This window comes from Pseudomonas cannabina (assembly GCF_900100365.1).
Lineage (GTDB): Bacteria > Pseudomonadota > Gammaproteobacteria > Pseudomonadales > Pseudomonadaceae > Aquipseudomonas > Aquipseudomonas cannabina.
Genome location: NZ_FNKU01000001.1, coordinates 2,068,739 through 2,093,366 on the forward strand (window position 1 = coordinate 2,068,739; position 24,628 = coordinate 2,093,366).

The 24,628-nt window shown below is 59.9% G+C and carries 19 protein-coding genes and 3 pseudogenes; 12 read left to right on the forward strand and 10 right to left on the reverse strand.

Annotation, left to right across the window (positions count from 1 at the left end):
• Positions 1–298: 298 nt before the first annotated feature.
• The 3 genes and pseudogenes from BLT55_RS09625 to BLT55_RS09635 all read right to left on the reverse strand — a co-directional run bounded on the left by BLT55_RS09625 (position 299) and on the right by BLT55_RS09635 (position 4,955).
• Positions 299–2,137: pseudogene (locus tag BLT55_RS09625) on the reverse strand (amidohydrolase).
• Positions 2,138–2,241: 104 nt separating this feature from the next.
• Positions 2,242–2,868 (reverse strand): antibiotic biosynthesis monooxygenase, encoded by a 627-nt coding sequence (locus tag BLT55_RS09630; protein ID WP_054999782.1) that lies wholly within the window; start codon positions 2,866–2,868, stop codon positions 2,242–2,244.
• A gap of 170 nt (positions 2,869–3,038) precedes the next feature.
• Positions 3,039–4,955, reverse strand: coding sequence for a methyl-accepting chemotaxis protein (locus BLT55_RS09635; RefSeq protein WP_054999800.1), 1,917 nt, complete (start codon positions 4,953–4,955; stop codon positions 3,039–3,041).
• Positions 4,956–5,241: 286 nt separating this feature from the next.
• Between BLT55_RS09635 and BLT55_RS09640 the strand changes: the two genes are divergently transcribed.
• The gene (locus BLT55_RS09640) at positions 5,242–5,664 is read left to right on the forward strand and encodes a GFA family protein (protein ID WP_054999781.1); all 423 of its coding nucleotides are present in this window, start codon (positions 5,242–5,244) and stop codon (positions 5,662–5,664) included.
• Here BLT55_RS09640 and poxB read toward each other — a convergent pair.
• From poxB to BLT55_RS09655, 3 genes are all read right to left on the reverse strand, one after another.
• Positions 5,661–7,379, reverse strand: coding sequence for a ubiquinone-dependent pyruvate dehydrogenase (gene poxB, locus BLT55_RS09645; RefSeq protein WP_074800345.1), 1,719 nt, complete (start codon positions 7,377–7,379; stop codon positions 5,661–5,663). The two genes, BLT55_RS09640 and poxB, sit on opposite strands and share 4 nt — an antisense overlap.
• Positions 7,380–7,528: 149 nt before the next feature.
• Positions 7,529–9,418, reverse strand: a complete 1,890-nt coding sequence (gene mrdA, locus BLT55_RS09650) for a penicillin-binding protein 2 (protein ID WP_055002007.1) — start codon at positions 9,416–9,418, stop codon at positions 7,529–7,531.
• A 136-nt stretch (positions 9,419–9,554) separates the two neighbouring features.
• Positions 9,555–9,983 carry a winged helix-turn-helix transcriptional regulator gene (locus BLT55_RS09655; RefSeq protein ID WP_007249637.1) on the reverse strand — a complete coding sequence of 143 codons (429 nt, stop codon included), beginning with the start codon at positions 9,981–9,983 and terminating at the stop codon, positions 9,555–9,557.
• Positions 9,984–10,070: 87 nt separating this feature from the next.
• On the opposite strand from BLT55_RS09655, the pseudogene BLT55_RS09660 reads away from it, so the two are divergent.
• From BLT55_RS09660 to BLT55_RS09680, 5 genes and pseudogenes are all read left to right on the forward strand, one after another.
• A pseudogene (locus tag BLT55_RS09660) lies at positions 10,071–10,928 on the forward strand (SDR family oxidoreductase).
• A 97-nt stretch (positions 10,929–11,025) separates the two neighbouring features.
• A complete protein-coding gene (locus tag BLT55_RS09665) occupies positions 11,026–11,334 on the forward strand; it encodes an RcnB family protein (protein WP_055002006.1) in 309 nt (102 codons plus the stop codon).
• Positions 11,335–11,676: 342 nt separating this feature from the next.
• Positions 11,677–12,165: a DUF3828 domain-containing protein gene (locus tag BLT55_RS09670; RefSeq protein WP_055002005.1), complete on the forward strand. Its 489-nt coding sequence runs from the start codon at positions 11,677–11,679 to the stop codon at positions 12,163–12,165.
• A 63-nt stretch (positions 12,166–12,228) separates the two neighbouring features.
• Entirely contained in the window at positions 12,229–12,432 is a 204-nt protein-coding gene (locus BLT55_RS09675; RefSeq protein WP_054087043.1) for a hypothetical protein, read from the forward strand.
• Between the two features lie 141 nt (positions 12,433–12,573).
• On the forward strand, positions 12,574–12,774 hold the full coding sequence (locus BLT55_RS09680) for a hypothetical protein (protein ID WP_055002010.1): 201 nt from the start codon (positions 12,574–12,576) through the stop codon (positions 12,772–12,774).
• 3 nt (positions 12,775–12,777) lie between these two features.
• On the opposite strand, the gene BLT55_RS09685 is transcribed toward BLT55_RS09680, so the two are convergent.
• On the reverse strand, positions 12,778–14,229 hold the full coding sequence (locus BLT55_RS09685) for an MFS transporter (RefSeq protein ID WP_055002004.1): 1,452 nt from the start codon (positions 14,227–14,229) through the stop codon (positions 12,778–12,780).
• Positions 14,230–14,449: 220 nt separating this feature from the next.
• Positions 14,450–15,769 (reverse strand): Nramp family divalent metal transporter, encoded by a 1,320-nt coding sequence (locus BLT55_RS09690; RefSeq protein ID WP_055002009.1) that lies wholly within the window; start codon positions 15,767–15,769, stop codon positions 14,450–14,452.
• A gap of 307 nt (positions 15,770–16,076) precedes the next feature.
• Here BLT55_RS09690 and BLT55_RS09695 point away from each other — a divergent pair, with 307 nt between their 5' ends.
• Positions 16,077–17,495, forward strand: a complete 1,419-nt coding sequence (locus tag BLT55_RS09695) for an MFS transporter (RefSeq protein ID WP_055002008.1) — start codon at positions 16,077–16,079, stop codon at positions 17,493–17,495.
• Between the two features lie 40 nt (positions 17,496–17,535).
• Here BLT55_RS09695 and BLT55_RS09700 read toward each other — a convergent pair whose 3' ends face one another.
• Positions 17,536–17,760 (reverse strand): DUF6555 family protein, encoded by a 225-nt coding sequence (locus BLT55_RS09700; RefSeq protein WP_007247833.1) that lies wholly within the window; start codon positions 17,758–17,760, stop codon positions 17,536–17,538.
• Positions 17,761–17,875: 115 nt separating this feature from the next.
• Positions 17,876–18,370, reverse strand: a pseudogene (locus BLT55_RS09705) (sigma 54-interacting transcriptional regulator); the annotation flags it as partial.
• A gap of 265 nt (positions 18,371–18,635) precedes the next feature.
• On the opposite strand from BLT55_RS09705, the gene BLT55_RS09710 reads away from it, so the two are divergent.
• Genes BLT55_RS09710 through BLT55_RS09730 form a run of 5 tightly spaced genes read left to right on the forward strand, consistent with a single transcriptional unit; the run spans position 18,636 to position 24,562 of the window.
• The gene (locus BLT55_RS09710; RefSeq protein WP_055002002.1) at positions 18,636–20,087 is read left to right on the forward strand and encodes a UbiA family prenyltransferase; all 1,452 of its coding nucleotides are present in this window, start codon (positions 18,636–18,638) and stop codon (positions 20,085–20,087) included.
• On the forward strand, positions 20,084–21,400 hold the full coding sequence (locus BLT55_RS09715; protein ID WP_055002001.1) for an FAD-binding oxidoreductase: 1,317 nt from the start codon (positions 20,084–20,086) through the stop codon (positions 21,398–21,400). Before BLT55_RS09710 ends, BLT55_RS09715 begins: the two co-directional genes overlap by 4 nt.
• Positions 21,397–22,137: an SDR family oxidoreductase gene (locus BLT55_RS09720; protein ID WP_055002000.1), complete on the forward strand. Its 741-nt coding sequence runs from the start codon at positions 21,397–21,399 to the stop codon at positions 22,135–22,137. The genes BLT55_RS09715 and BLT55_RS09720 overlap by 4 nt, the downstream gene beginning before the upstream one ends.
• Positions 22,134–23,105 carry a lysylphosphatidylglycerol synthase transmembrane domain-containing protein gene (locus BLT55_RS09725; RefSeq protein ID WP_055001999.1) on the forward strand — a complete coding sequence of 324 codons (972 nt, stop codon included), beginning with the start codon at positions 22,134–22,136 and terminating at the stop codon, positions 23,103–23,105. The genes BLT55_RS09720 and BLT55_RS09725 overlap by 4 nt, the downstream gene beginning before the upstream one ends.
• Positions 23,106–23,140: 35 nt before the next feature.
• Positions 23,141–24,562, forward strand: a complete 1,422-nt coding sequence (locus BLT55_RS09730) for a glycosyltransferase family 39 protein (RefSeq protein WP_055001998.1) — start codon at positions 23,141–23,143, stop codon at positions 24,560–24,562.
• Positions 24,563–24,628: the final 66 nt, after the last annotated feature.

The following is a 24,628-nucleotide window of genomic DNA, read 5'->3' on the forward strand; positions in this document are numbered from 1 at the left end:
TGCCTTGTGGGCAGCCTACATCCGGGAACATCTCGACGGCTTGTCGAGCCTGCTCAGTACCGTTTTGCTGCGCTCCCGATCAGGGAGACAGCTGCATAATGCAAGGGCAAAAGAAGCGCGTCAACGATTATGTAGTGATTATTTTTAATCACTACATAATTTGATTGCGGGCGTGCAGTTACGTGAAAAGCTGACTGAATAGTCACCGCAGCGGCACGGTCCCGCACCGTGCCACACTGAATCGCTGATGGGTGTCTCTAATGGTTTTAAGCCACCTGACTTCAACTGCCCGTGCGGATCAAAACGCAAAACATGAGCAACCAAACGCGCCCCAGAACCCCTGGAAGTCGCTGACCGGTGCTCTGGAAAAACGCGCTTTATCATGACTGTGGGCATGCACGGCGCACGGGCCGCTGCAATGATGGACCTGAGACGCCAAAGGTGCCGCCGGACGCCAGTGACCCGGTACGCTGGCAACCGGCGACCAGTCCGGCAACACGGGTACGCCGGGCGGCGCGAGGGTTTCGAAGTCGCCTGCGCCGAACACCACCTTGCCGTTGACGACGGTCAGCACCGATTCGATCCATTTGATGGCTTCCGGCTCGATGCTGAAGTAATCCGCCGAGAGCACCGCCAGATCGGCAAGCTGCCCGACCTTGACCTGGCCTTTGTTGCCCTGCTCGGACGAAAACCACGCGCTGCCATGGGTGAACAGTTCCAGCGCGGTCGCGCGCGGTAAACCTTCGGGATACAGCTCGAGCCCGCCCACGGTGCGACCGCTGACCATCCAGTACAGCGAGGTTCAGGGATTGTAACTGGACACCCGCGTGGCGTCGGTGCCTGCGCCGACCGGCACGCCTTCGGAAAGCATGCGCTGAATGGGCGGCGTCAGTTCAGCGGCCTTGGCACCGTAACGCTCGACGAAGTATTCGCCCTGAAACGCCATGCGGTCCTGAATCGCGATACCGCCACCCAGCGCTTTGACGCGTTCGATATTCTTCGGCGTGATGGTCTCGCAGTGATCAAAAAACCACGGCAGACCTTCGAACGGAATGTCGCGATTGACCTTTTCAAACACGTCGAGCATGCGACTGATCGATTCGTCATACGTCGCGTGCAGACGAAACGGCCAGCGCTGTTCGACCAGATGACGGACGACTGGCTCCAGATCGTCCTCCATGCCCGACGGCAGATCCGGACGCGGTTCGAGGAAATCCTCGAAGTCGGCGGCGGAAAAAGTCAGCATCTCCCCTGCCCCGTTGTGCCGCAGAAAATCGTCCCCCTGATGTAACTGCACGGTGTTTGTCCAGTTCTTGAAATCGGTCAGTTCTTCCTTTGGCTTTTGAGTGAACAGGTTGTAAGCGATGCGCACCGTCAGTTACTGTTCGCGGGCCAGTTGCTCGATCACCGCGTAATCGTCAGGGTAATTCTGGAAGCCGCCACCGGCATCGATCGCGCTGGTCAGGCCCAACCGGTTGAGCTCGCGCATGAACTGGCGGGTTGAGTTGACCTGATACTCCAGCGGCAGCTTCGGGCCTTTGGCCAGCGTCGAATAGAGAATCATCGCATTGGGCCGGGCGACCAGCATGCCGGTCGGGTGGCCCTGCGCGTCCCGCACAATCTCGCCGCCCGGCGGGTTCGGCGTATCGCGGGTGTAGCCGACAACGCGCAAAGCGGCGCGGTTGAGCAGCGCACGGTCATAAAGGTGCAGCACGAACACGGGCGTATCCGGCGCGGCCTGATTGAGCTCTTCCAGCGTCGGCATGCGCTTTTCCGCGAACTGGAATTCATTCCAGCCGCCCACCACCCGCACCCACTGCGGCGTGGGTGTGCGGTCGGCCTGATCCTTGAGCAGGCGCAAGGCGTCGGCCAGCGACGGCACGCCCTCCCAGCGCAGTTCCAGGTTGTAATTCAAGCCGCCACGGATCAAGTGCAGATGCGAGTCGTTGAGGCCCGGAATCGCCGTGCGTTTTTGCAGGTCGATCACCTGTGTCGCGCCGCCGCGCAGCGCCATCACCTCGGCGTCGCCGCCCACTGCAACAAAACGACCCTCGCTGATCGCCACCGCAGTGGCTTCAGGCTTTGCACGGTCAACCGTATGAAACTTACCGTTGAACAGAATCAACTCGACACTCATGGCGATACCTTTGGCGGAAGATTTAAAGGCACTGGCAGGACAGGAGAAGTACAAAGAGGGAAACATCGTTTTGGCGCGGGCTGGCTTTATCGTCAGTCATCAGATCACTTTCCCTGTGAGTATTTCGCGGAAGCATTCAACCAGGGCGCCAGTAAACGGGTCGCCGCGGGCATCAGAACGTACACCACCAGCAAAACGATGGTCACCGTCACCAGCGCTGTGCTGATGAAATAGCCCGACAGCCAGGAGACCTGCGTAAACACCGGCCGCCACACCTGCGGAATCAGCAAGGTCAACGGCAGAATGACCATGTACGACACGCATGCCTGCTTCCAGCGCGGCGGTGGACTGCGATCTTCGGTCGGTGGCGTAAACCAGAACTCGTTGTGAGGTTTGACCTGCGTCTGATCGCCATCGGCAAGCATAGGCGCAGCCTCCGCCACAAGCTGGCGCCGCTCGTCGGAGTCCAGCCATTGCTGCATCACCAACGTCGATTGAAAACGCAGCACACTGGTGAACATCTGTAAGCCAGCGTCCTTGCTGCGAATTACATCAACGCCCAGATGCCCCGGCTGCTGACCGGCAATGGTCACAATACGCCGCAGCCAGCTCTCGTAATCAGCTTCACGCCCGGCCGTGACCCGGTGCTTGATGACCAGTGTCACCACTTCGTTCAGTGAGGGGTTGTCAGGGGTGTGGAGTGTTGCAGGAGGCGGGACTGAATCGGACATGGTCTGGGCTCTGGTTGGGGAAGTGAGAGCCGGTTTGCACATGGCATGCGTACTGCATCGGCGGCCCGACCTACACGATAGTGCATGGTCAGCCATACGCCAGAACGGTTCACTGACAAAAAAGGCCCGGAAGCTCACGCTCCCGGGCCTCTAAACCCCCTTTTCTATCCTCAGCTCACCCTGAACCGCCCCACCAGCCCCTGCTGCTGTTCAGCCAGTCGAGCCAGTTCGCGGCTGGTGACGGCTGTCTGCTCGGCACCGGCGCTGACCTGGATGACCAGTGCGTTGATATCGTGAACATTGCGGTGGATTTCTTCGGCTACCAGGCTTTGTTCTTCGGCGGCCGAGGCCACTTGAATGTTGCGGTCGCTGATGCTGGCGATGCCTTCGGCGATTTCTTCGAGCAATTCGCCCGCGCGCACGACGTTGGTTGCGCCTTGCTGGGCCTTGCCGAGGGTTTCCTGCATGGAGCTTGCGGCGCGGTCAGAACCGGATTGCAGGTTGGCGATCATGTTCTGGATGCTGACGGTCGATTCCTGCGTTTTCTTGGCAAGATTTCTCACTTCGTCGGCCACCACTGCGAAGCCGCGGCCCTGCTCGCCGGCGCGTGCGGCTTCGATGGCGGCGTTGAGTGCCAGCAGGTTGGTCTGGTCGGCCACACCGCGAATGACGTCGAGGACCGAGGAGATCGAATCGCTCTCGCCTTTGAGTTCGTCAATGATCCGTGACGTCTGTTCAGCCTGGACCGAGAGGCCTTTGATCAGGGTGACGGTGTTGTCGATCTCGATTTTTCCTTGCATCGTGCTGGCGTTGACGCGTTGCGACATGGCCGATGCGTCGGTGGTGCTGCGCGCCACGTCCTTGACCGTCGAGCTCATCTGGCTGATGGCCGTGGCGACCTGATCCGTCCCCTGACGCTGCTGTGCCACGTTCTGGCTGGTCTGCAAGGCGACGGCTGAAGACTGCTCGGCCGCGGTGGCCACCTGTGCGGTGGCGCTGCCGATTTCGCGAATGACTTCGCTGATCTGTTGCGCCATATTGTCCAGATTGCGCGAGATCTCGCCAAACTCGTCCTTGCCGGTGTAACAGGTTCTGGCGGTCAGGTCGCGGGTGGACAGTGCAATCAGGGTGCGATTCACGTCGACGACGGCGATCTTGATGTTGCGGATGATCACCGACGCCAGCCAGAGTACGGCGATCAGCATGACGACGACGGTGCCGATTGCCATGTACAGGCTGTTTTCAGCGGCACTGCGCGCATCGCTGGCCAGGCCCGTGACGGTCTGCCCCAGCTCTGCTTCTACCTGAGCCATCATGTCGATACGCTGGGTGGAGAGGTTGAACCAGTCTTCCGGTTTGACGTTCAGCGGGTCGCCCAGCGGGGTATCGAAACCCAAGCGTTGCAGGCGCGCCACTTCCAGTGCTTCCGGCTTCTGCAGGACAGCATTCAGTTTGCTCTTGAACACGTCCGGAGCCCAGCGCTGGAAGGCTTCGTAGTAGCCGGAGAACTCGCCCAGGTTGCGGCTGAAACGTGACAACAGCGCAGAATCGAAACGGTTCTGATTGAAGGCAAGGCCGAGCAATACGCGCTCGCGGCCTGCTCGCTCTTTCATGTCGACGAATTGATTGAGCGAACTCAGTGCGCGGAGAATTTCCGGGTCTTCGATACTGGCTTCCAACGAATAATTGAAACCGATAAGGGTTTTGATGATGTCAGTGAAGCGCGCGCCGGATTCAGTGTTATTGATTGCCAGTGAATCCACTTTGCCACGCAACGCAAGCATCTCCTCCAGCGCCCGCCTTACGCTTTCCAGCCCGGGAATACCGTCGGTCGACTGAGTGCGCATCTCACTGATCGCCTTGTCGGTTTCCTGACGAAGGGTCTTCAGCTTGTCTTGCATCGACTTGCCGCCACTGCCCAGGAACACGCCGCTGGCGCCGCGCTCGCGCTGCAGGGTGGTGACTACGTCACTGAGTTTGCGGGCGGCGCTGGTGGCGGTGACGGTTCGACCGTTATCGGTGAACGTCTCGCTTTTGTCGGCGACGAAAATACCCGCGAATGCCAGGAAGCCCAGCAGGGGAAACATCAGAATAAGCAGCAGTTTCATACTCAAAGGAGCATTTCTAAGCATTACAGACCTCATGACTCACAGACTTTCTATAAAAACGATCTATGGCCCAACGCTCTTTCAACAGTGACGTTTTTTATAACCAGAGATGATTCGGTATTCAGCCTGCCGTAGCTGGTCTTGCCTCCGTTTAACTGTTTCGGCGGTGAAGTGCCAAGCTTTACCTGATGGTCTGCTTTAATTTGCAGTGACACACGATTGTTCTGCGTTTGTGCTGGCTGATAACACGCACAGGAAATAACTCATGATCAAGCAAGTCGGTTCTACTGACATCAAACCCGTCCACCAGGCGTCCTGCCATTGCGGCGCGATCATGCTCGAGCTGGATTTACCGAATGGTATTGTCGATCCGCGACGCTGCGACTGCTCGCTGTGCAGGCGCAGAGGCGCAATCGTCGCGTCGGTCGCAAAGGATGGGGTTCGAGTGATTCACGGGCAGAGCATGCTCAAGCTGTATCAATTCAATACGCGTACCGCCGAGCATTACTTCTGCGGCAGGTGCGGGATTCACACCCACCATCAGCGACGCTCCAACCCCAATGAATACGGGTACAACGTCGCTTGTCTGGAAGGTGTGAATCCTTTCGAGCTGGGCAAGGTAAAGATCAATGACGGGGTCAATCATCCCGCTGATTGCCCCGCCGTTGACGCGCCTGAGAGCGACTAGCGCAAGTTGGTCTTCGCCAGTTCCAACACTTCACTGCCGCGCCCGCTCATGATCGCGCGCATCATGTACAGGCTGAAGCCTTTGGCCTGCGCCAGCTTGATCTTCGGCGGAATGCCCAGTTCCTGCTTGGCAGTCACCACGTCGAGCAGCACCGGGCCGGGGTGATCGAAAGCCTTGCGCAGGGCGGCAGGCAGCTCTTCGGCGTTTTCTACGCGCAATCCGAGAATGCCGGCGCCCAGCGCGATACCGGCGAAATTGGTCTCGTGCAGATCGGTGCCATGGGGCACGTAACCGCCGGCTTTCATTTCCATGTCTACGAAGCCCAGCGAGCTGTTGTTGAACACCACCATTTTGATCGGCAGGTTCAACTGGCGAATGCTCAACAGGTCGCCCAGCAGCATCGACAGGCCGCCATCGCCGCATAACGCGACAACCTGGCGGTCCGGGTGCTCGGCCTTGGCGCCCAGCGCCTGAGGCAAGGCGTTGGCCATCGAGCCGTGATTGAACGAGCCCAGCAGGCTGCGTTTGCCGTTCATGTGCAAGTAGCGCGCGGCCCACAGGGTGGGCGTGCCGACATCAACGGTAAAAATCGCATCGGCGTCGGCCTGCTCGTCGACCAAACGGGTCAGGTACTGCGGGTGAATCGGTGTACCGTCCGGCGTCGGCGTGGCCAGTTCGTCCAGTTCTTCACGGGCCTTGGCGTAGTGCTTGAGGGCCTTGTCGAGGAAGCGGCGGTCGTTGTGCGGGGTAAGTTTGGGCAGCAGCGCATCCAGCGTTTCACGCACCCCGCCGACCAGTCCGAGGGCCAACGGCGTGCGCCGACCGAGCTGAGTCGGGTCGAGGTCGATCTGAATGATGTTTGCTTTCTCGGGATAGAAATTGCGGTACGGAAAGCTGCTGCCGAGGATCACCAGCGTGTCGCAGGACAGCATGGCGTGATAGCCGGAGCTGAAACCGATCAGGCCGGTCATGCCGACGTCGAACGGGTTGTCGTACTCGACGTGCTGCTTGCCACGCAACGCATGAACAATCGGTGCGCCCAACGTGTCGGCCAGCGCAAGGATCTGCTGGTGCGCACCGGCGCACCCGGCGCCACACAACAGCGTGACCGCCTTGGAATCGTTGAGCATGTCGGCCATCGACTGCAAATCATTGTCGGCCGGGACAACGGTGGGCGGACTCGCTTCGACCCATTTCGCAGGCACATCCGGTGACTCACTCAGCGCCACATCGCCGGGTATTACGATAACCGCCACGCCTTTCTGGCTGATGGCCGCCCGCATGGCACGCTCCAGCACGCGCGGGAACTGTTCGGGGTTGCTGACCAGTTCGACAAAATGACTGCACTCTTTGAACAGTTCCTGCGGATGGGTTTCCTGGAAGTAATCCAGGCCAATTTCGGCGGACGGAATGTGCGCGGCAATCGCCAGCACTGGCACCCGGTTGCGATGGCAGTCGTACAGGCCGTTGATCAGGTGCAGATTGCCCGGTCCGCAGCTGCCTGCGCAAACCGCCAGCTTGCCGCTGGATGCCGCCTGGGCACCCGCCGCGAAGGCCGCCACCTCTTCGTGACGGGTGTGCATCCAGCGAATCGAATCGGTGCGTTCCAGGCTGTCGGTCAGGCCGTTGAGGCTGTCACCGGACACCCCCCAGATGTGGGAAACACCTGCCGCTGCGAGGGTTTGCGCAAGATGGTCGGCGATGGTCTTGGACATTAGGGGTTCCTTGTCGAGGCAATTAAGGATTCAGATAAACACGCGCAGCGCTCTGCCACGCCTGTTGTGGTCGACCCGATGCATTCTCGACAGTTCAGAAAACCTGAGCCCTGTTCAGGGCTCGGTCAGGCAGCCTGCCAGCAGGCGGCTCAGGCGTGCGGATTGCCCGGCGCCTTGGCGGGCACTGCGTATTGCGGCTTGAGCTTGCCGTCGCTGTCGAGCAGCCAGGCGTCGAGAATTTCCCGCACGACCGGGCCCGCAACCCGACCGCCCGCCTCGCCGTTCTCGATGGTCACCGACACCACGATCTTCGGGTGATCGGCCGGGGCGAAGCCGACGAACAAGGCGTTGTCGCGGTTGCGCTCCAGGGTCTTGAGACGGTTGTAGCGCTCGCCCTGCTTGATTGCCACCACCTGCGCTGTACCACTCTTGCCAGCGATGCGGTATTGCGCGCCCTTCGCCGCATCACGCGCAATACCGCGCGGATCGTGCATGACCATCTGCATCCCGGTATTGACCTGATTCCATTCGTTGGGATCACGCAGCACGATGTTCGGCATCGGGTGCTCATCGACCGGCACCTCATGGCCCACTTCCATTGCCAGGTGCGGACGATGCCAGACTCCCTTGCTGGCGATCAGCGAGGTGGCCTGCGCCAGTTGCAACGGTGTGACCTGCATGTAGCCCTGACCAATGCCGAGGATCACCGTCTCGCCGGGGAACCAGGCCTGGCGGCGCGTGGCGCGTTTCCACTCGCGGGACGGCATCAGGCCGGCAGATTCCTCGAACATGTCCAGCGAGACCTTCTGGCCAATGCCGAACATGGTCATGTAGTCATGCAGCCGGTCGATCCCCAGCTTGTGCGCCAGGGTATAGAAGTAGGTGTCATTGGAACGCATGATCGCCGTGTCCATGTCCACCCAACCGTCGCCGCTATGGTTCCAGTTGCGGTACTTGTGGTCGAAGTCCGGCAACTGGAAGTAACCCGGATCAAAAACCTTGGTCGAGGCGTTGACCACCCCGCTGTCGAGCCCGGCAATCGCGACTTCAGGTTTGACGGTGGAACCCGGCGCGTACAGGCCGCGCAATACGCGGTTGAACAGCGGCCGGTCGATGGAGTCGCGCAACAAGGCGTACTGCTTGAAGCTGATCCCGGTCACGAACAGGTTGGGGTCGAAACTCGGCTTGCTGACCATCGCCAGCACTTCGCCGGTTTCCGGGTCAAGTGCGACCACCGAACCACGCCGGTCACCCAGCGCGTTCTCGGCCGCTTCCTGCAAATGCGCATCCAGGCTCAGGGTGATGTTCTTGCCCGGTATCGGATCGGTGTGTTTCAACACCCGCAGCACACGTCCCTGAGCGTTGGTTTCAACTTCTTCGTAGCCAACCCGACCATGCAGTTCTGACTCGTAAAAACGTTCGATACCGGTCTTGCCGATCGACTGAGTGCCGCGATAGTCATTATCGAGCTGGGCAGCTTCCTTTTCGTTGATGCGCCCGACATAGCCAATCGAATGGGCAAAGTGCGCGCCCAACGGATAATGACGAACGAACTGCGCCGCGACATCCACCCCCGGCAACAAGTATTGATTGACCGCCACGATGGCGATCTGCTCTTCAGTCAGTTCGTACAGCAACGTTGCAGGCTCGAACGGATGGCGCACCTGCTTCAGCTCCTTATCGAACAGGATGCGATCCTCGTCAGGCAGCTGCAGCAGCGTCATCAGCTCATCGATAACCTTGTGCCAGTCCCCGGCGCGCTCACGGGTCAGGGTCAGGTTGAAGCTGGGCCGGTTATCGGCAAGCACTTCGCCATTGCGGTCGAATATCAGGCCGCGCTCGGGCGGAATAGGCAGTACGTGCACCCGGTTGTTTTCAGAAATGGTCGAGTGGTATTCGAACTCGGTGACTTGCAGGAAATACATCCTCGCAACCAGACAGATCGCCAGCAGCCCGACCAGCACAGCACAGGCAATCAGGCGCTGGTTGACCAGTCGCGTCTCTTTCTCGTGGTCTTTCAGGGGGATTGGATTGGGCATTTCTACAGCTTCTCGGTGAAGGGCAAACGGCGACTTGACGTGTAAATGAATATTTCGGCGCGCACCATAGCAAGAAGTGCCCGATGGCAGGCAGTCGAGCCGACCCTGGATAGATGAAAAATCTGTCAGAAATACTTCAAGAAAGCTTCACCTGCGCCTCGGCAGACGCTTCGCGGGCCTGCATGATGCGTGGCAGATTGGTTTCGATCCAGGTCGCAAGCGTCTCGACCTGCAAGGCCACTTCTTCACCCATTGGCGTCAACCGGTACTCGACATGCGGCGGCACCACGGGCAGCGATTTGCGGCTGACAAAGCCGTCCTGCTCCAGATGCTGAAGCGTCTGCGCGAGCATTTTTTCACTGACCCCGCCGATTTTGCGCCGCACTTCGCTGAAGCGGTGCATACCGCCACGCAATACCACCAACACCAGCACACCCCAACGGCTGCAGACATGGTTGAGCACAACCCTCGACGGGCAGTCAGTTGCCAGCACTTGCCCTTGGCGAACGAAGGCCAGCATGGATTCGGCCGTCTCGGAGTAGGGACGCGTGGCGGATTCACTCATGACACTTACCTTTTTGTACGTACTTACGAAAAGAAAGCATCATGACTATGCTGGCGCTTTCCATCAACCTGAATCGAGAACTCCAACATGATCGTTGTCACCGGTGCCACTGGCCAGCTTGGCCGTCTCGTCATTGAACAGTTGCTAACTCGCATACCTGCCTCGCAAATCATCGCGGCCGTGCGCAGCCCGGAAAAAGCCGCAGACCTCTCGGCACTGGGCGTTCAGGTTCGTCAGGCCGATTACTCGCAACCGTCGACGCTGAACAGCGCATTTGCCGGTGCAGAAAAGCTGCTGCTGATTTCTTCCAGCGAAGTGGGCCAGCGTCTGCCGCAGCATAAAGCGGTGATCGATGCGGCGAAGAGTGCCGGGGTTCGATTGCTTGCGTACACCAGCGTGTTGCACGCCGACACCTCGGCGTTGGGCCTGGCCAAAGAACACCGTGAGACGGAAGATTACTTGCGGTCAAGTGGCTTGCCATTCGTGTTGTTACGTAATGGCTGGTACACCGAAAACTATGTGGCAGGTGCTCAAGGGGCTTTGGCCCACGGCGCAGTACTGGGCAGCGCTGGCGACGGGCGAATCAGCTCGGCTTCGCGGCTGGATTACGCCGAAGCTGCCGCCGTGGCCCTGACATCCGCAGAGGATCAGGCCGGTCGAGTCTAGGAATTGGCGGGCGATGAGCCTTATACCCTGGCCGACTACGCCGCCGAACTGTCAAAACAGAGCGGCAAGGCACTGGCGTATGTTGACCTGCCGCAGGCTGAATTTGCAGCGGCGCTCATCGAGGCCGGCCTGCCGGACTACGTGGCCAACCTGTTGGCAGACTCGGACGCAGCGGCCGCCAAAGGCGCACTGTTCGACGACAGTCGCCAACTGAGCGAACTGATCGGGCGCCCTGCCACACCGCTTGCCGTGACCCTTGCTGAAACACTCAACGCCTGAGCATCGTGAAACCGATCGAATGATTTGTAACCGTGAAGGTCCCAGTTCTGACGAAGGCATTATGCCGTCGACTGTTAATCAGACTGGGAGTCTTCACATGAATAGCAAATCGTTGATCGCCTGCATGACCCTGCTAGGCTGCTTCTCGGCCGTTACCCTGCCGGTTCACGCAGCAGAGACGCCCGACCCAAAGATCGCCAAGTCCAAAGACAACGTTCATGAACTGGAACTGGGCTCTCGCGTACCGGAGAAGTACCGTCGCAGCGATCTTGAAGTCAAGGACTGGAAGAGCAAGGGCCTGGAAGAGCCAGCCAAGGAAAGCGAATGGGTGAAGATCAATGACAAGTATGTGCGCTTCCAGAAAGTGAACGGCAACATCATGGATATCGTACCGGTCAAGAAGTAAGTCATGAGCAGTCCGGGCTCTGCGCTCATTGCCACACAGAGGGTTTGTGAGCGCAGCCGGGACGGCGCCTTGCGAAGAGGCCGGTACAGCCCAGAAAAACGGGGCGCTTGTACCCTTGCCTTCGTTAGCCACTCTGATCGCCGCTCCGGTCACTTCTACTAGATACATTTCATGGTGCTGCGCGTCATACAGCGATTCCGTGACGTCAGTGCTGTGCATCAATCACTTGCCAGATATCACCTAAAACCATTGCTTTTTTGTCCGCATGCCTTACAAATGCAGACTTGTCGCATGCAACTCACCGCGTCACCACCATTGCCACCCTTTCCGCGAGCTCGCTCCATGTCCAGAACCGTTGCCCTTGCCTTCGCCTTCCTGCTTTCATTCACCGCACAGGCTGCCTGCCCTGCTGCAACGCCGGTCGATACGGCACGCTGGATCTATGAGAAGCATCAGGACTTCTACCTCAAGAACAAGGGTGGTGCGGAATACCTGTCCAAATCGCTACTGAGCCTGTTGAAGAAAGACTGGGCCTGCCAGAACGGCGATCAGTGTGCCGTCAGCGCCAACCCCTGGACCGACGCACAGGATGGCGATGTGCAGAAGCCGATCGAGTGGAAGCTGGTGTCCACGTCCGACAAACAGGCGGTGGTCGAGATGACGTACAACCTGGGTTACAAGGACGCTCCTCAGCAGCCCGTCAGCAGCCAGACCACGCGCCTGCTGCTGGCAAAAAATGCCAACAAATGCTGGGTGCTGGACAACCTGCAAGGCCCGCAGGGCGTAGCGTTGGGCCAGGCGCTCGAAGAATTCCCCTACGAAGGTGACTGATCGACCTTGAAACCATTCGCCGTTGGCGGTATCACAGGCACATGAACTTCAAGAGCGAGCACCATGAATACCTTTGAGCAATCGATTATTGAGGCTGCGCAGGCCGCCACGCCCAATAACACCGATGCCGAACGCGAAGCTGCCAGGGTGGCCGCCACACAGGCGGTGGCTGAAATCGTGGCGAGCAAAAGCGGGCTGAGCCGCACTCTGGCCCTGGCCGAACTGCTGGATTCCTATTCCGGGCAGGACGATCAGGAAGACGAATAAACAGCCGGGACAGCGGCGAGAACTTTATTTGATCGTGCGCCTAAAGAAGCGATTGCGGTTGCCGAAAACTTTCTTGGGCGGACTCATGAGAGCGGCCCTTTGGTGTTAGTGCGCTCGGATGCGACCTATGAGGAAGCATTCTTGCAAATCGAGCGACTGGAAGACATTCAGGCTTATGTACGCCGCACTGCCGACGATCTCGAGCGCGTGTCGCGCAACATGGCCGGGCACATGCTGTACCTTGAGCTTTCCGCGCGCCCGCACGAAGCTCAGGAAGTCAGCGAACGCATTTTCGGCTTGCAGGCCTCGGTCCACAGCCTGCGCGGTGTGTTCGGCAACTGATCGCTAGTGGCTATCCGCCTGCGATAGCGGTCGCGCCACCTCCTCCAGCGATTTCCGTTCGGCGGCCATGCCCCAGATCGACTGCACCAGTGCAGCGAACAGCATCAACCCTGCCCCGATCAGATAGCCGATCAGCACGTTGCTGCGATCACCGGTTTCGATCAGTTCACCAAACAGCGTCGGCCCGATAATGCCGCCCAGCCCCGTGCCGAATGCATAGAACACGGCAATCGCCAGCGCGCGTATCTCCAGCGGAAAGGTTTCGGCCACGGTCAGGTAAGCCGAGCTTGCCGCCGCCGACGCGAAGAAAAAGATCACCATCCAGGCGATGGCCTGCTGTGTCACATCCAGCAAGCCCTGCTGGAACAGATAACCGCTGATTGCCAGCAGAACCCCGGACACGCCATAGGTCAGGCTGATCATCACCCGCCGACCGACCACGTCAAACAGCCTGCCCAATAGCAGCGGCCCGCAGAAATTGCCCAGTGCCAGCGGCAACACGTACCAGCCCACCCGCTCGGCGGGCACATCGTAGAAATCCGTCAGCACTAACGCGTAAGTGAAGAAAATCGCGTTATAGAAGAACGCCTGAGCGGTCAGCAGCGTCAGGCCCACCAGCGAACGCTGGCGGAACGTGACCAGCAGCGTTCTGGCGACCTCGCCGAGCGGCGTGTGGTCTCGGGCATGCAGCCGCAACGGTTTACCCTCGACGGCAGGCAATACGTGCCCGCGGCGTTGCATGTCCGCTTCGATCTGCTCGACGATGCGGGTCGCCTCTGCCGACTGGCCATGAATCAACAGCCACCGCGGGCTCTCCGGCAGCCACAAGCGCATCAGCAGCACCAACAAGCCCAACACCGCGCCGATCCCGAAGCACAAACGCCAGCCGAGTTCGGCCCCGATCCATTGCGGGTCCAGCAAGACAATCGAGCCGACCGCGCCCAATGCCGCGCCCAGCCAGAATGTGCCGTTGATGGTCAGATCAACCCAGCCACGATAACGGGCCGGCGTGAATTCCTGGATGGTCGAATTGATCGCCGTGTACTCGCCGCCGATGCCCATTCCGGTCAGAAAGCGGAACAGCATGAAGCTCCACACGCTGAACGAGAATGCCGTGGCAGCGGTGGCGCCGACATACAGCAGCAAGGTGATGAAGAACAGCTTACGACGCCCCAGGCGGTCCGCCAGCCAGCCGAAGAACAGCGCACCCAACACGGCACCAGCGATGTACGCAGCGCCCGCCAGGCCAATATCGCTGTTGCTGAGGTTAAGCGCCGGACTGGCTTTGAGGGCGCCCGCCACCGAACCTGCGAGGGTGACTTCCAGGCCATCGAGCAACCAGGTGATGCCCAGCGCAACGACCAGCAAGGTATGAAAACGCCCCCAGGGCAGGCGATCCAGCCGGGCAGGCAAATCAGTTTCGAACACGGTTCCATTGGCACGATTGGTGTTCATCTCCGAGCTCTCCACGTCTGACGTTGTTACGTGACTATCGTGCGACGCTCTGCGTCGACATGCCGTTCTGGACGCTCTGCGTCCGATCTTGACTGTGCGGTGCTGCGCAGACCTGTGACGCGGAGCGTCACGAAATGTATGTCCACGCGGAGCCAATCATGTCAGGCCCTCCACGGCTGACGCTAATGTCAGGATTGAGATTCGCTGAAATCACCCGAGTTCAGGTGATCCAGAACCACATCAGCGTCAGGTTGGCTGCCGAAATCAGGCCGAACAGACCCCACGCGACGGCTTTCACCAGCCGACTGTTGACGAATGGCCCCATCAGTTGCGAGTCACTGGTGAAGCGGATCAGCGGCCACAGCGCGAACGGCAGTTGCAGGCTCAAGACCACCTGACTGAGCACCAGCATCTTGCCCACTGAGCTGTCGCCGAGCCAGATCACGCCGATCAAGGCGGGGATCAGTGCCAGCGCGCGGGTGATGAAACGCCGCTGCCAGCAAGGAATCTTCGCCTGCAAAAAGCCCTCGAGCACCACTTGCCCGGCAATCGTGCCGGTGAACGTCGAGCTCTGCCCGGCCGCCAGCAAGGCGACACCGAACAGCACGCTGGCGATAGCCCCGCCGACCAACGGATCGAGCAGGTGATAGGCGTCCTGAATCTCGACCACTTCGGTGTGTCCGGTCTTGTGGAACGCCGCCGCCGCGAGAATCAGAATCGCGGCGTTGATCAACAGCGCCAAGCTCAATGAGCCGATGGTGTCGAGGCGCGCGAAGCGAATCGCGCTGGCTTTGCTCGCCAGGTCTGAGCCGTTGACTCGCGTTTGTACCACCGAGGAATGCAGATACAGGTTATGCGGCATGACCGTGGCACCCAGTATGCCGATCGCGATGTACAGCGGCTCCTGATTGCTCAGCACATCCCAACTCGGTTTCAGCCCGGCAAAAACGTCCGGCCAGAACGGCTTGATCAGGATCAATTCGACGGCGAAGCAGGCCGCGATGGTGGCGATCAGCCCCAGCACAATCGCTTCCAGACGGCGGAAGTTGGCACCCTGCAAGGCCAGCACAATCAGCGTATCGAAAGCCGTCAGCGCCACCCCGGTGGTGATCGACACTCCCAGCAGCAGGTGAAACGCCAGCGCCGCACCCAGCACTTCAGCCAGATCGGTGGCAATGATCGACAGTTCTGCCAGCAGCCACTGCCCTTTTGCCACGTTACGGCTGTAGTGGCTGGCGGACAGTTGCGCCAGATCCCGCCCGGTGGCGATGCCCAGGCGCGAACAGAGATTCTGCAACACCATGCCGGAAAGACTGGCCAGCACGACCACGAACAGCAACGAATAACCGAAGCGCGAGCCGGCCTCGATAGCCGTCGCCCAGTTGCCAGGGTCCATGTAGCCGATGGAGATCAGCAATCCGGGGCCGACGAACAGCATCATCTTGCGCAGCAGCGAGGCGTTTGGCGGGATGACAATGCTGTCACTGGTTGCCGAGGGGCAGAACGGAGCAGTCGCGGTGGTGGGCAGTTTGTACGTCACAGGATCCCTGTTGGGCAGAAGAATGAAGAGCCTCATCCTAAAGTTTTGTGACACATGTTGATACATCCATACTGACTCAACGCGCCGGACGGACGCGGCATATGCCCGGACTCAAGAAATCATGAGCTTGTGGACAACCATTATCTGATCAGCGTCATACAGTGCCGAAATGAAATAAACAGTCAACAAAGTAACCTGTTAAACAATTATTCATCCTGAATGGACCCAAAAACGCACACAGCGCTAATCCATTACCAATTGTAAAAGCGTACTATCCGGCTTCAAACAAGAACTCAGGATGGCATTGATGAATCCTTCGCGGAAGACAGGCACTGCGGGCAACGAACCGCTGCGTGCCGCTCAAATCTCGGCGCGTATCGACCGGCTCCCTGCGGTTGCGACTCTCTGGCGACTGGTTGCGCTGCTGTCCATTGCCGGATTCTTCGAACTCTATGACCTGTTCCAAACCGCCTATATCAGCCCCGGCCTGATCCGCGAAGGCATCTTTGCCACCGGCAGCCAGGGCCTGTTCGGCTTTTCCGATCAGGCAGCCTTTGCTTCAGCGACGTTTCTCGGCCTGTTCTTCGGTGCCAGCCTGCTGAGTCCGATTGCCGATCGCTTCGGTCGTCGCGCGATTTTTACCTTTGCGCTGATCTGGTACACCGTCGCCACTGTGATCATGGGCCTGCAAACCTCGGCAATGGGCGTGATCGGCATGCGCTTCGTGGTCGGTATCGGTCTGGGTGTCGAACTGGTGACCATCGACACTTACCTGTCGGAACTGGTGCCCAAGCGCATCCGCAGTTCGGCCTTCGCTTTCGCCTTTTTCATCCAGTTTCTGTCGGTGCCCTGCGTCGCACTGATGTCGTGGTGGCTGGTGCCGCAAGACCCGCTGGGCTTTGCCGGCTGGCGCTGGGTGGTGATCAGCAGCGCGGTATTTGCGCTATTCGTCTGGTGGCTGCGTGCAGCACTTCCCGAGTCGCCGCGCTGGCTGGCGCAACAGGGGCGCTTCGATGAGGCCGAACGAATCATGGATAACATCGAGGCACGTTGCCTGAAAGAGCATGGCAAGCCGCTGGACGAACCACAGCCAGAGGCGGTTGCCGTCGAAAGCAAGGGACGCTTTGCCGACTTGTGGCAACCGCCCTACCGCCGTCGCACCTTGATGCTGGTGGTGTTTCACATTTTTCAGGCGATCGGTTTTTTCGGCTTTGGCAACTGGCTGCCCGCGCTGCTTTCTGGGCAAGGCGTCAGTGTCACCCACAGCCTGAGCTATGCCTTCGTGATTACGCTGGCGTACCCGTTGGGGCCGTTGCTGTTCGTAAAGTTTGCCAATCGCTTCGAAAACAAATGGCAAATTGTCGGTTCGGCATTAGGTGCAATGATCTTCGGCAGCCTGTTCGCGTTTCAAACCAGCGCAGCCGGGCTGATCCTCTGCGGGGTCATGATCACGTTCTGCAACGCCTGGCTGAGCTTCAGCTACCACTCTTATCAGGGAGAGCTGTTTCCGACCAACATTCGCGCTCGCGCGGTGGGGTTCTGCTATTCGTTCAGCCGTCTGTCAACGGTATTCAGCAGTTTGCTGATCGGAATATTTCTCGATCACTTCGGCACACCCGGAGTGCTGGCGTTCATTGTCAGCAGTATGCTGATCGTGATCATCGTCATCGGCCGCTTCGGGCCGCGCACCCGCAATCTGGCGCTGGAACAGATCACCCATCGCTGAGACCGCAAGTGCCATGGCAGTAATCAGCGATTGGTGCGGGTCACGCCTGGGCCCACTCCACGTTGGTCACACCGAAGTGTTCGGCGTAAGGCTTCGAGACCCGTGGGACCTTCTCCAATCGGTATTTAGGTATGCGCGCCAAGCCTGCATCGACACTTGCGTAATGCCAGGCCTCTGCGTTGTCCATGCTCTCGGTGCGTATGTAGAAACTCTTGAACGAACCGTTTAATAAATAATCAATGCGGTAGTGTTTTGGAAGCGCCATTGAAAACCTGATCCTTTTTTCAGCAGTGGCTTGAAGTATAGGTGACCTTATCCACTGCAAAAAAATTCAGTCTTTTTTCAATATCCGCGACCAATGAACGTTGTCAGACGCTCTATCAGCGAATACCCAGCCGCTTGGCCAAACGATTGAGATTGTCTCTGTCCAGGGCCAACTCTCGAGCCACTTGCGTCCATCGGCCATTATGCCGGGCAAGGCATTCGCTGGTGAGGCGATGATAGAGATCGGCACGGAAGCGCCCCGAACGAACCTCCTCGGCGAGGTCCCGATTGGTTGCAGCGATGATGCGCACGTCCACGCGATGCTCGCGATCCGAACCGACCCGCTGCAACTGACCGCTTTGCAGCACACGCAGCAGCTTGGACTGCACCGCCAATGCCAACTCGTCCACCTCGTCGAGAAACAGCGTGCCACCGTTGGCCAGTTCGAACTTGCCGCTGCGATCGCTGACAGCGCCGGAAAAAGCGCCTTTGACGTGCCCGAACAGTTCGCTCTCGACCAGCATTTCTGGCAGCGCTGCACAGTTGGGGCTAATCAGTGGTTGATGCGCCCTGGGGGAATGCAGATGGATCGACTCGGCCACCAATTCCTTGATGTCTCCCCGGAAAAACAGGTGATTCAATAAATGCAACTGCACGTCAGCGTTCTGGCGCTCAATAACGTTACAACACTGACGTTATCAGCCCTGAATAAAGTTCATAGTTGAAACAATAGCGACCCTGCATCATAAGCGCGGAACCGCTGCGTTTTCTGACGCCACGCCTCTGGCGAGATTGTCGAGGCTGTTTAACTTTATTGAAGTGGCGATTGTCCGTTTTCGTTCCATAGTGCGCTCACTTTCAAAGGAGCGACTGTTCATGCACGGCATTCAGGGAAGAGTTCTTGAGGCCCCTCCTCCGCTGGTCGTTGATCTGGATGGCACATTGTTGCGTTCGGATCTTTTATTTGAAACAGCAGTGGCGTTTATTCGACATCACCCGCTGCAGGTGTTCAGACTGGTCGTCTGGTTGTTTCAGGGCAAGGCGGCGCTCAAACAACATCTGGCACTTGCAACACCGATCGACGTCGCCTGGCTGCCTTATAACGCGCAGGTCGTCGACTACATCAAGGCCGAGCGCCAGACCGGGCGCCTGATCATTCTGGCAACAGCCGCCCATGGCAGCATTGCCGAACGTATCGCACAGCATCTTCAGTTGTTCGACCAGGTGTGGGCCTCGGACGGAGCAACCAATCTGTCTGCTCATCGAAAACGCGACCTGCTGGTCAGCCACTACGGTGAGGGTGGCTTCGACTACATGGGCAACTCTCGGGATGACCTGTGTGTCTGGGCGGTGTCCCGCAACGCCATCGTCGCCCGACCGCTGGCGGGCGTCGAACGGCAGGCACGTGCGCAAGGCAATGTCGCGCAGGTGATCAACTCGACCAGCCACCCCTGGCGCGACTGGCGCAAAGCCCTGCGCCTGCACCAATGGCTGAAAAATGCGCTGCTGTTTGTGCCTCTGCTGGCGGCGCATCAGGTGCAGCAATCGCAGCAGTTGCTCGATGGCCTGTGGGCATTCCTGTGTTTTGGCCTGTGCGCGTCGAGCGTCTATGTGCTCAACGATTTGCTGGACCTGGCAGACGACCGCCATCACCGCAGCAAACGCGAGCGGCCCTTCGCCAGCGGGCAACTGTCGATCAAGGCCGGGCTGATCGCCTTACCGCTGCTGCTGATTGCCGCCTTCGCTGGCGCAGCGGCCTTGTTGCCCTGGCCGTTTTCAGCCGTGCTGGCGGCCTACTACCTGCTCACGCTGGTGTACTCGCTTTATCTCAAGCGCCATATGGCGGTGGACGTCATCGTCCTGGCCATGCTCTACACCACGCGCATTCTGGCAGGCGCGGCGGCGTTTCAACTGCCGCTGACCTTCTGGATTCTGGCGTTCTCGATGTTTCTGTTCCTCAGCCTGGCGCTGGTCAAGCGCTACGCCGAGTTGCGCGACGCCCGACTGCGCGAGGTGGACAGCAAGACCCGTGGCCGTGGCTATTACCCCGGTGATCTGAACATGATCGCCTCACTGGGGGCGTCGTCCGGCAACCTGTCCGTCATGGTCCTCGCGCTGTACATCCACGAAGGCACCACAGTGGCGCTGTACGAGCATCCCCATGTGATCTGGCTGGCCTGCCCGCTGCTGCTGTTCTGGATCACCCGGGTCTGGATGCTCACCCATCGCGGCATGATGAACGAGGACCCGGTCGTGTTTGCCCTTCGCGACCGGGTCAGTCAAGGCGTAGGGGCGCTGTTCCTGCTGGTGTTCTGGATCGCCGCATGAGCGCGCCACTTTATTCATGGGGACGTTATCCGCTGATCGCCCAGCAGGGCCATGCCTGTGAAAGCATCGACGCGCTGCCGGACCATCTCGCTGGCGTCGTTGCCCGCCATCAAAGCAGCCTGCCGTTCGGCAACGGGCGCAGCTACGGCGACAGTTGTCTGGCCGCCAGTGATCATGTGCTGGCTATGCGCACGCTGGATCGCTTCATCGACGCCGACTGGCACAGCGGCCTGGTGCGGCTGGAAGCGGGAATGACCCTCGCGCAGCTACTCACGGCCGCCGTTCCGAAGGGCTGGTTTCTGCCGGTGACGCCAGGCACGCAACTGGCAACCGTCGGCGGCGCAGTCGCCAATGACGTGCACGGCAAGAACCATCACCTGCGTGGCACCTTTGGCTGTCATGTGCGGCGTTTCGGCCTGGTCCGCCACGACGAAGCGCCAAGGGTCTGCTCGGCGGAAGAAAATCCCCGGCTGTTCGCCGCCAGCATTGGCGGCTTGGGGCTGACGGGCGTCATCAGTTGGGTGGAGCTGCAACTGCTGTCGATCCGCGCCAGCCAGATCGACAGCACGGTGGTGCGTTTCGCCAATCTGGCCGAGTTTTTCACGCTGTCACAGGAACTGGACGCTCATCACGAGTACAGCGTGGCGTGGATCGACTGCCTGGCCCGCGGTCGTCACAGCGGCCGCGGCGTGTACATCGTCGGCGATCATGCGCGTTACGGATCATTATCGGTCAATCCGCGTGCCAGCCTGAGCGTGCCGGTCACTCCACCGGTGTCGCTGGTCAACAACCTCTCACTGCGTGCATTCAACGCTCTTTACTGGCATGCCCATCCGCGCAAACCTGCGCCACAACGCAGTGCCTACGAAACGTTTTTCTACCCACTGGACCGGGTTCTGCACTGGAACCGCCTGTATGGGCGCAAAGGGTTTCAGCAGTACCAATGCGTGATTCCCGAGCAATCCGCGCCGCATGCCATACAGCTTCTGCTCGACGTCATTGCGGCCTCAGGCCAAGGCTCGTTTCTCGCGGTGCTCAAGCGCTGTGGCGATGTCGTTTCGCCGGGGCTGCTTTCGTTTCCGCTGCCCGGTACCTCGCTGGCGCTGGACTTTCCCCACACCCGTGACCTGACCGAATCGCTGTTTCCGCGTCTGGACGCCATCGTTCGTGAAGCGGGCGGACGTCTGTATCCGGCCAAGGACGCGCACATGTCCGGTAGCGATTTCCGTCAGGCCTACCCGGCCTGGGAGCAGGTTGAAGCCCTGCGCGACCCCACTTTGATGTCCCGCTTCTGGAAACGAGTGATGCCATGAAAAAAATCCTGATCATCGGAGCAACATCGACCATTGCCCACGCCTGCGCGCGTCTTTGGGCCGCAGAGGGCGGCACGTTTTTTCTGGTGGCGCGCAATATCGAAAAGCTTGAGCGCAACGCGGCAGACCTCAAAGCGCTTGGTGCAGGGTTCATTACCCTGCACCAGATGGACGCGACGCATTTCGCGGAACACCCGGCGATGCTGGCCGACTGCCTGATCGCCCTCGGGCAGATCGATATCGTGCTGGTCGCTCACGGCACGCTGCCTGATCAGCGGGCCTGTGAGCAGGATGTGGGCCTGGCGATGCAGGCGTTCATCACCAACGGCGCGTCGGTGATTGCGTTGCTGACCCTGCTCGCCAGGCAATTCGAAGTCCAGCGCTGCGGCACGCTGGCGGTGATCTCTTCGGTGGCCGGCGAGCGCGGACGCCCGTCCAATTACCTGTACGGCTCGGCCAAGGCGGCGGTTTCGACGTTTTGTGACGGTTTGCAAGCGCGCCTGTTCAAGCTCGGCGTGCACGTCGTGACGATCAAGCCCGGCTTCGTCGATACGCCCATGACCCAAGGCCAGGCGATGCCCGCCGCCCTGCTGTCGCAACCGTCAGTGGTGGCAGAGCGGATCGTCCGCGGTATCGCGCGCCAGTCCACCAGCCTGTATGCGCCGGGCTTCTGGGCATGGATCATGTGGGTGATTCGCTCGATTCCGCAGCCGCTGTTCAAAAGGCTCGACCTGTGACCGGCCAGCCTCTGTTGTCAGGCTGGCGCTACCGCATGGTGGTGCTGTCGGTGATCGGTTCAGCGCTGGGCTACTTGGGGTTTTCCCTGTGGGGCGGCTGGCAGGCGGTTTGCGCGGCGACGGCCAGGGTCGGACTGTTCGGAATCGGTGTGACGCTGCTGATGTCAGCGATCAATTACGCACTGCGTTTCGGACGCTGGCAACTCTACCTTGGCGCCTTGGGACACCCGCTCGCCTGGCAGCCAAGCCTGCGCATCTACTTGGCCGGCTTCGCTCTGACCACCACGCCTGGCAAGGCCGGTGAAGCGCTGCGCGGTGTGCTGCTCAAACCGCTGGGCGTGCCTTACCCGCAGAGTTTTGCAGCGTTTGTCAGCGAGCGCCTGTCCGACCTGCTGGCCATCGTGTTGCTGACCCTGTTCGGCCTGTCATGGTATCCGCAGGCGCAGCCGCTGATCATCGTCGGCCTGCTGCTGGTGCTGTCCGGCCTGCTGGTGCTCTCGCAGCGCCAGCTTCTGCTGCGTCTGCGACAACTGACCCGCACAGACCGCCCCGCGCGCTGGCGCACGCTGTTACAGCAGCTGTTCGATGTTCTGCTCGCCGCCCGACAGTGTCAGCAATGGCACCTGTTGTTGCCCGCGAGCCTGCTCAGCCTGATCGCCTGGAGCGCCGAGGCGCTGGCGTTCTACTGGATTCTTGGCTGGATGGACGCACAGATTCCGCTGACCTTTGCGGTGTTCACCTATGCGCTGGCGATGCTCGCCGGGGCGCTGAGTTTCATGCCGGGCGGGCTCGGTGGTGCCGAAGCGGTGATGATCGGGCTGTTGATGTTCAAAGGCATGCCGGGCGCTGATGCGATTGCGGCCACGCTGCTGATCCGCCTGGCAACCCTGTGGTTCGCGGTGGCCATTGGCGCAGCGATGCTGTCCCGCTACAAAAACGCCACTGCAAGGCCAGAGCATCTGCTGTAAACGCCCTTTCACTCATCTAACGGAGGAGACGCCGCATGTCATCCCATCTATTTCGCGCCTCAACTGTCGTGCCGCTGTTGCTACTGGGCGCAGCCATCATCGCAAGTTTCATGGCGTCCAGCGGTCCGGTTCAGTGGATGGACAACGGCATGCTTCTCGCCAGTGCCAGCGAGGGGCCGTACTTCAGCCAGTCGCTGGGCCCGCTCGAGCATCCGTTTTATCAGTTGATCAACGCGGTGGTGTTTACCCTGTTCGGTGCACGACCGCTCAGTTTGCTGAACTCGATACTGCTGCTGCCGCTGGCCTGGATCATTTACCGGCTGGCGCGGAACGTCGGTGCCAGCGCGCGGCAGGCAGTGCTGGCAGGCGTGGCGACCATTCTGGCGCACGGCGTGTTCTGGGTGTCGACCAAGGCTGAGGTCTATCTGCTGCACACGCTGTTCGTGCTGCTGGCGTATGCCCTGTATTTCAGTGCGGACACTCGCTTGGGCGCGCTTAAAAAACTGCTCGTGATCGGCATACTGACCGGGCTCGCGGCCTCGATTCATCAATTGACGTTTGTGGTCCTGTTGCCGCTGTACCTGCACATGCTTTATCAGCATAAAGCGCGGGTTCTGATCACCCTGCCCGGCTTCGTGCTCGGCTTCGCGGCAGCGGCTGTTGCGGTGATCAACGACCTCAACGCCGGGTTGGGTCTGCTGGACATTGCTCGCCGTTACCTGACCGGCGCGTCGGCAACCGTCGCGGGCCCGGAATGGGAGAGCAGCCTGCTGCGCTTCGACGCTGTCTGGCGGGAGAAGAATGCAGTGGCGCTGTTGCTGCTGTCGCTGATCGGCCCGCAACTGATCGGCCTTGTGATGTTTCCGCGGGACAACCGGCTGCGACTGCTGTGGAGCGCAGCGTTGCTGAATCTGCTGTTCGCGCTTTCCTATAACGTCACCGACCGTTTCACGTTCTTTCTGCCCGGTGTGGCGTTATTGAGTGTCATCGGCATGATTCAGTTACGAACACTGTTGCCACGCCATGCTGCGCGCGGTGCCGTGCTCAACCTCTCTGTGCTGTCTTCGCCATTGGTCATGCTGCTGGCCTATTCGCTGTACGCCAATGGCGTGATCCGTTTGCCTTTACACAAGGAAGCGCTGCCGCTGCGTGATGACATCCATTACTTCATGGTGCCTTACTTGCGCGACCGCTCTGCCGAACAATTTGTGCGCGCGTATCAAGAATTCGTGCCCGACGGGGCGCTGATCATCGCCGACTGGACGCCCATGGGCGCATTACGCTCGGCTCAGACTGTCGGCCTGTTGCGTGGCCGCAGGCTGGCCACTTGCGACGAAAGCGTCGATGTGCGCACTGATACGGGCGTCTATCTGGTGCGGCTGAGCTATTGCGCAACGATTGCCGGAGATTTCCGGCTGGAAGAACAACCTGTCGGTTACGCCCTGCACAGCAAATGAACAGGCAACGCACGAATGAGCGCCTGACACCCACTCGTGCAGGCTCCGTTCTCGTCTGCACGCTCG

Excerpts from the sequence above, each read along its gene's own strand:
- mrdA (WP_055002007.1), bottom strand. The coding sequence starts at position 9,418 with ATGCCCAATCCAATCCCCCTGAAAGACCACGAGAAAGAGACGCGACTG.
- BLT55_RS09655 (WP_007249637.1), bottom strand. The coding sequence starts at position 9,983 with ATGAGTGAATCCGCCACGCGTCCCTACTCCGAGACGGCCGAATCCATG.
- BLT55_RS09700 (WP_007247833.1), bottom strand. The coding sequence starts at position 17,760 with ATGGCGCTTCCAAAACACTACCGCATTGATTATTTATTAAACGGTTCG.
- BLT55_RS09675 (WP_054087043.1), top strand. The coding sequence starts at position 12,229 with ATGAATACCTTTGAGCAATCGATTATTGAGGCTGCGCAGGCCGCCACG.
- BLT55_RS09685 (WP_055002004.1), bottom strand. The coding sequence starts at position 14,229 with ATGAACACCAATCGTGCCAATGGAACCGTGTTCGAAACTGATTTGCCT.
- BLT55_RS09710 (WP_055002002.1), top strand. The coding sequence starts at position 18,636 with ATGCACGGCATTCAGGGAAGAGTTCTTGAGGCCCCTCCTCCGCTGGTC.
- BLT55_RS09730 (WP_055001998.1), top strand. The coding sequence starts at position 23,141 with ATGTCATCCCATCTATTTCGCGCCTCAACTGTCGTGCCGCTGTTGCTA.
- BLT55_RS09635 (WP_054999800.1), bottom strand. The coding sequence starts at position 4,955 with ATGTTTCCCCTGCTGGGCTTCCTGGCATTCGCGGGTATTTTCGTCGCC.
- BLT55_RS09695 (WP_055002008.1), top strand. The coding sequence starts at position 16,077 with ATGAATCCTTCGCGGAAGACAGGCACTGCGGGCAACGAACCGCTGCGT.
- poxB (WP_074800345.1), bottom strand. The coding sequence starts at position 7,379 with ATGTCCAAGACCATCGCCGACCATCTTGCGCAAACCCTCGCAGCGGCA.
- BLT55_RS09670 (WP_055002005.1), top strand. The coding sequence starts at position 11,677 with ATGTCCAGAACCGTTGCCCTTGCCTTCGCCTTCCTGCTTTCATTCACC.
- BLT55_RS09715 (WP_055002001.1), top strand. The coding sequence starts at position 20,084 with ATGAGCGCGCCACTTTATTCATGGGGACGTTATCCGCTGATCGCCCAG.
- BLT55_RS09665 (WP_055002006.1), top strand. The coding sequence starts at position 11,026 with ATGAATAGCAAATCGTTGATCGCCTGCATGACCCTGCTAGGCTGCTTC.
- BLT55_RS09630 (WP_054999782.1), bottom strand. The coding sequence starts at position 2,868 with ATGTCCGATTCAGTCCCGCCTCCTGCAACACTCCACACCCCTGACAAC.
- BLT55_RS09720 (WP_055002000.1), top strand. The coding sequence starts at position 21,397 with ATGAAAAAAATCCTGATCATCGGAGCAACATCGACCATTGCCCACGCC.
- BLT55_RS09640 (WP_054999781.1), top strand. The coding sequence starts at position 5,242 with ATGATCAAGCAAGTCGGTTCTACTGACATCAAACCCGTCCACCAGGCG.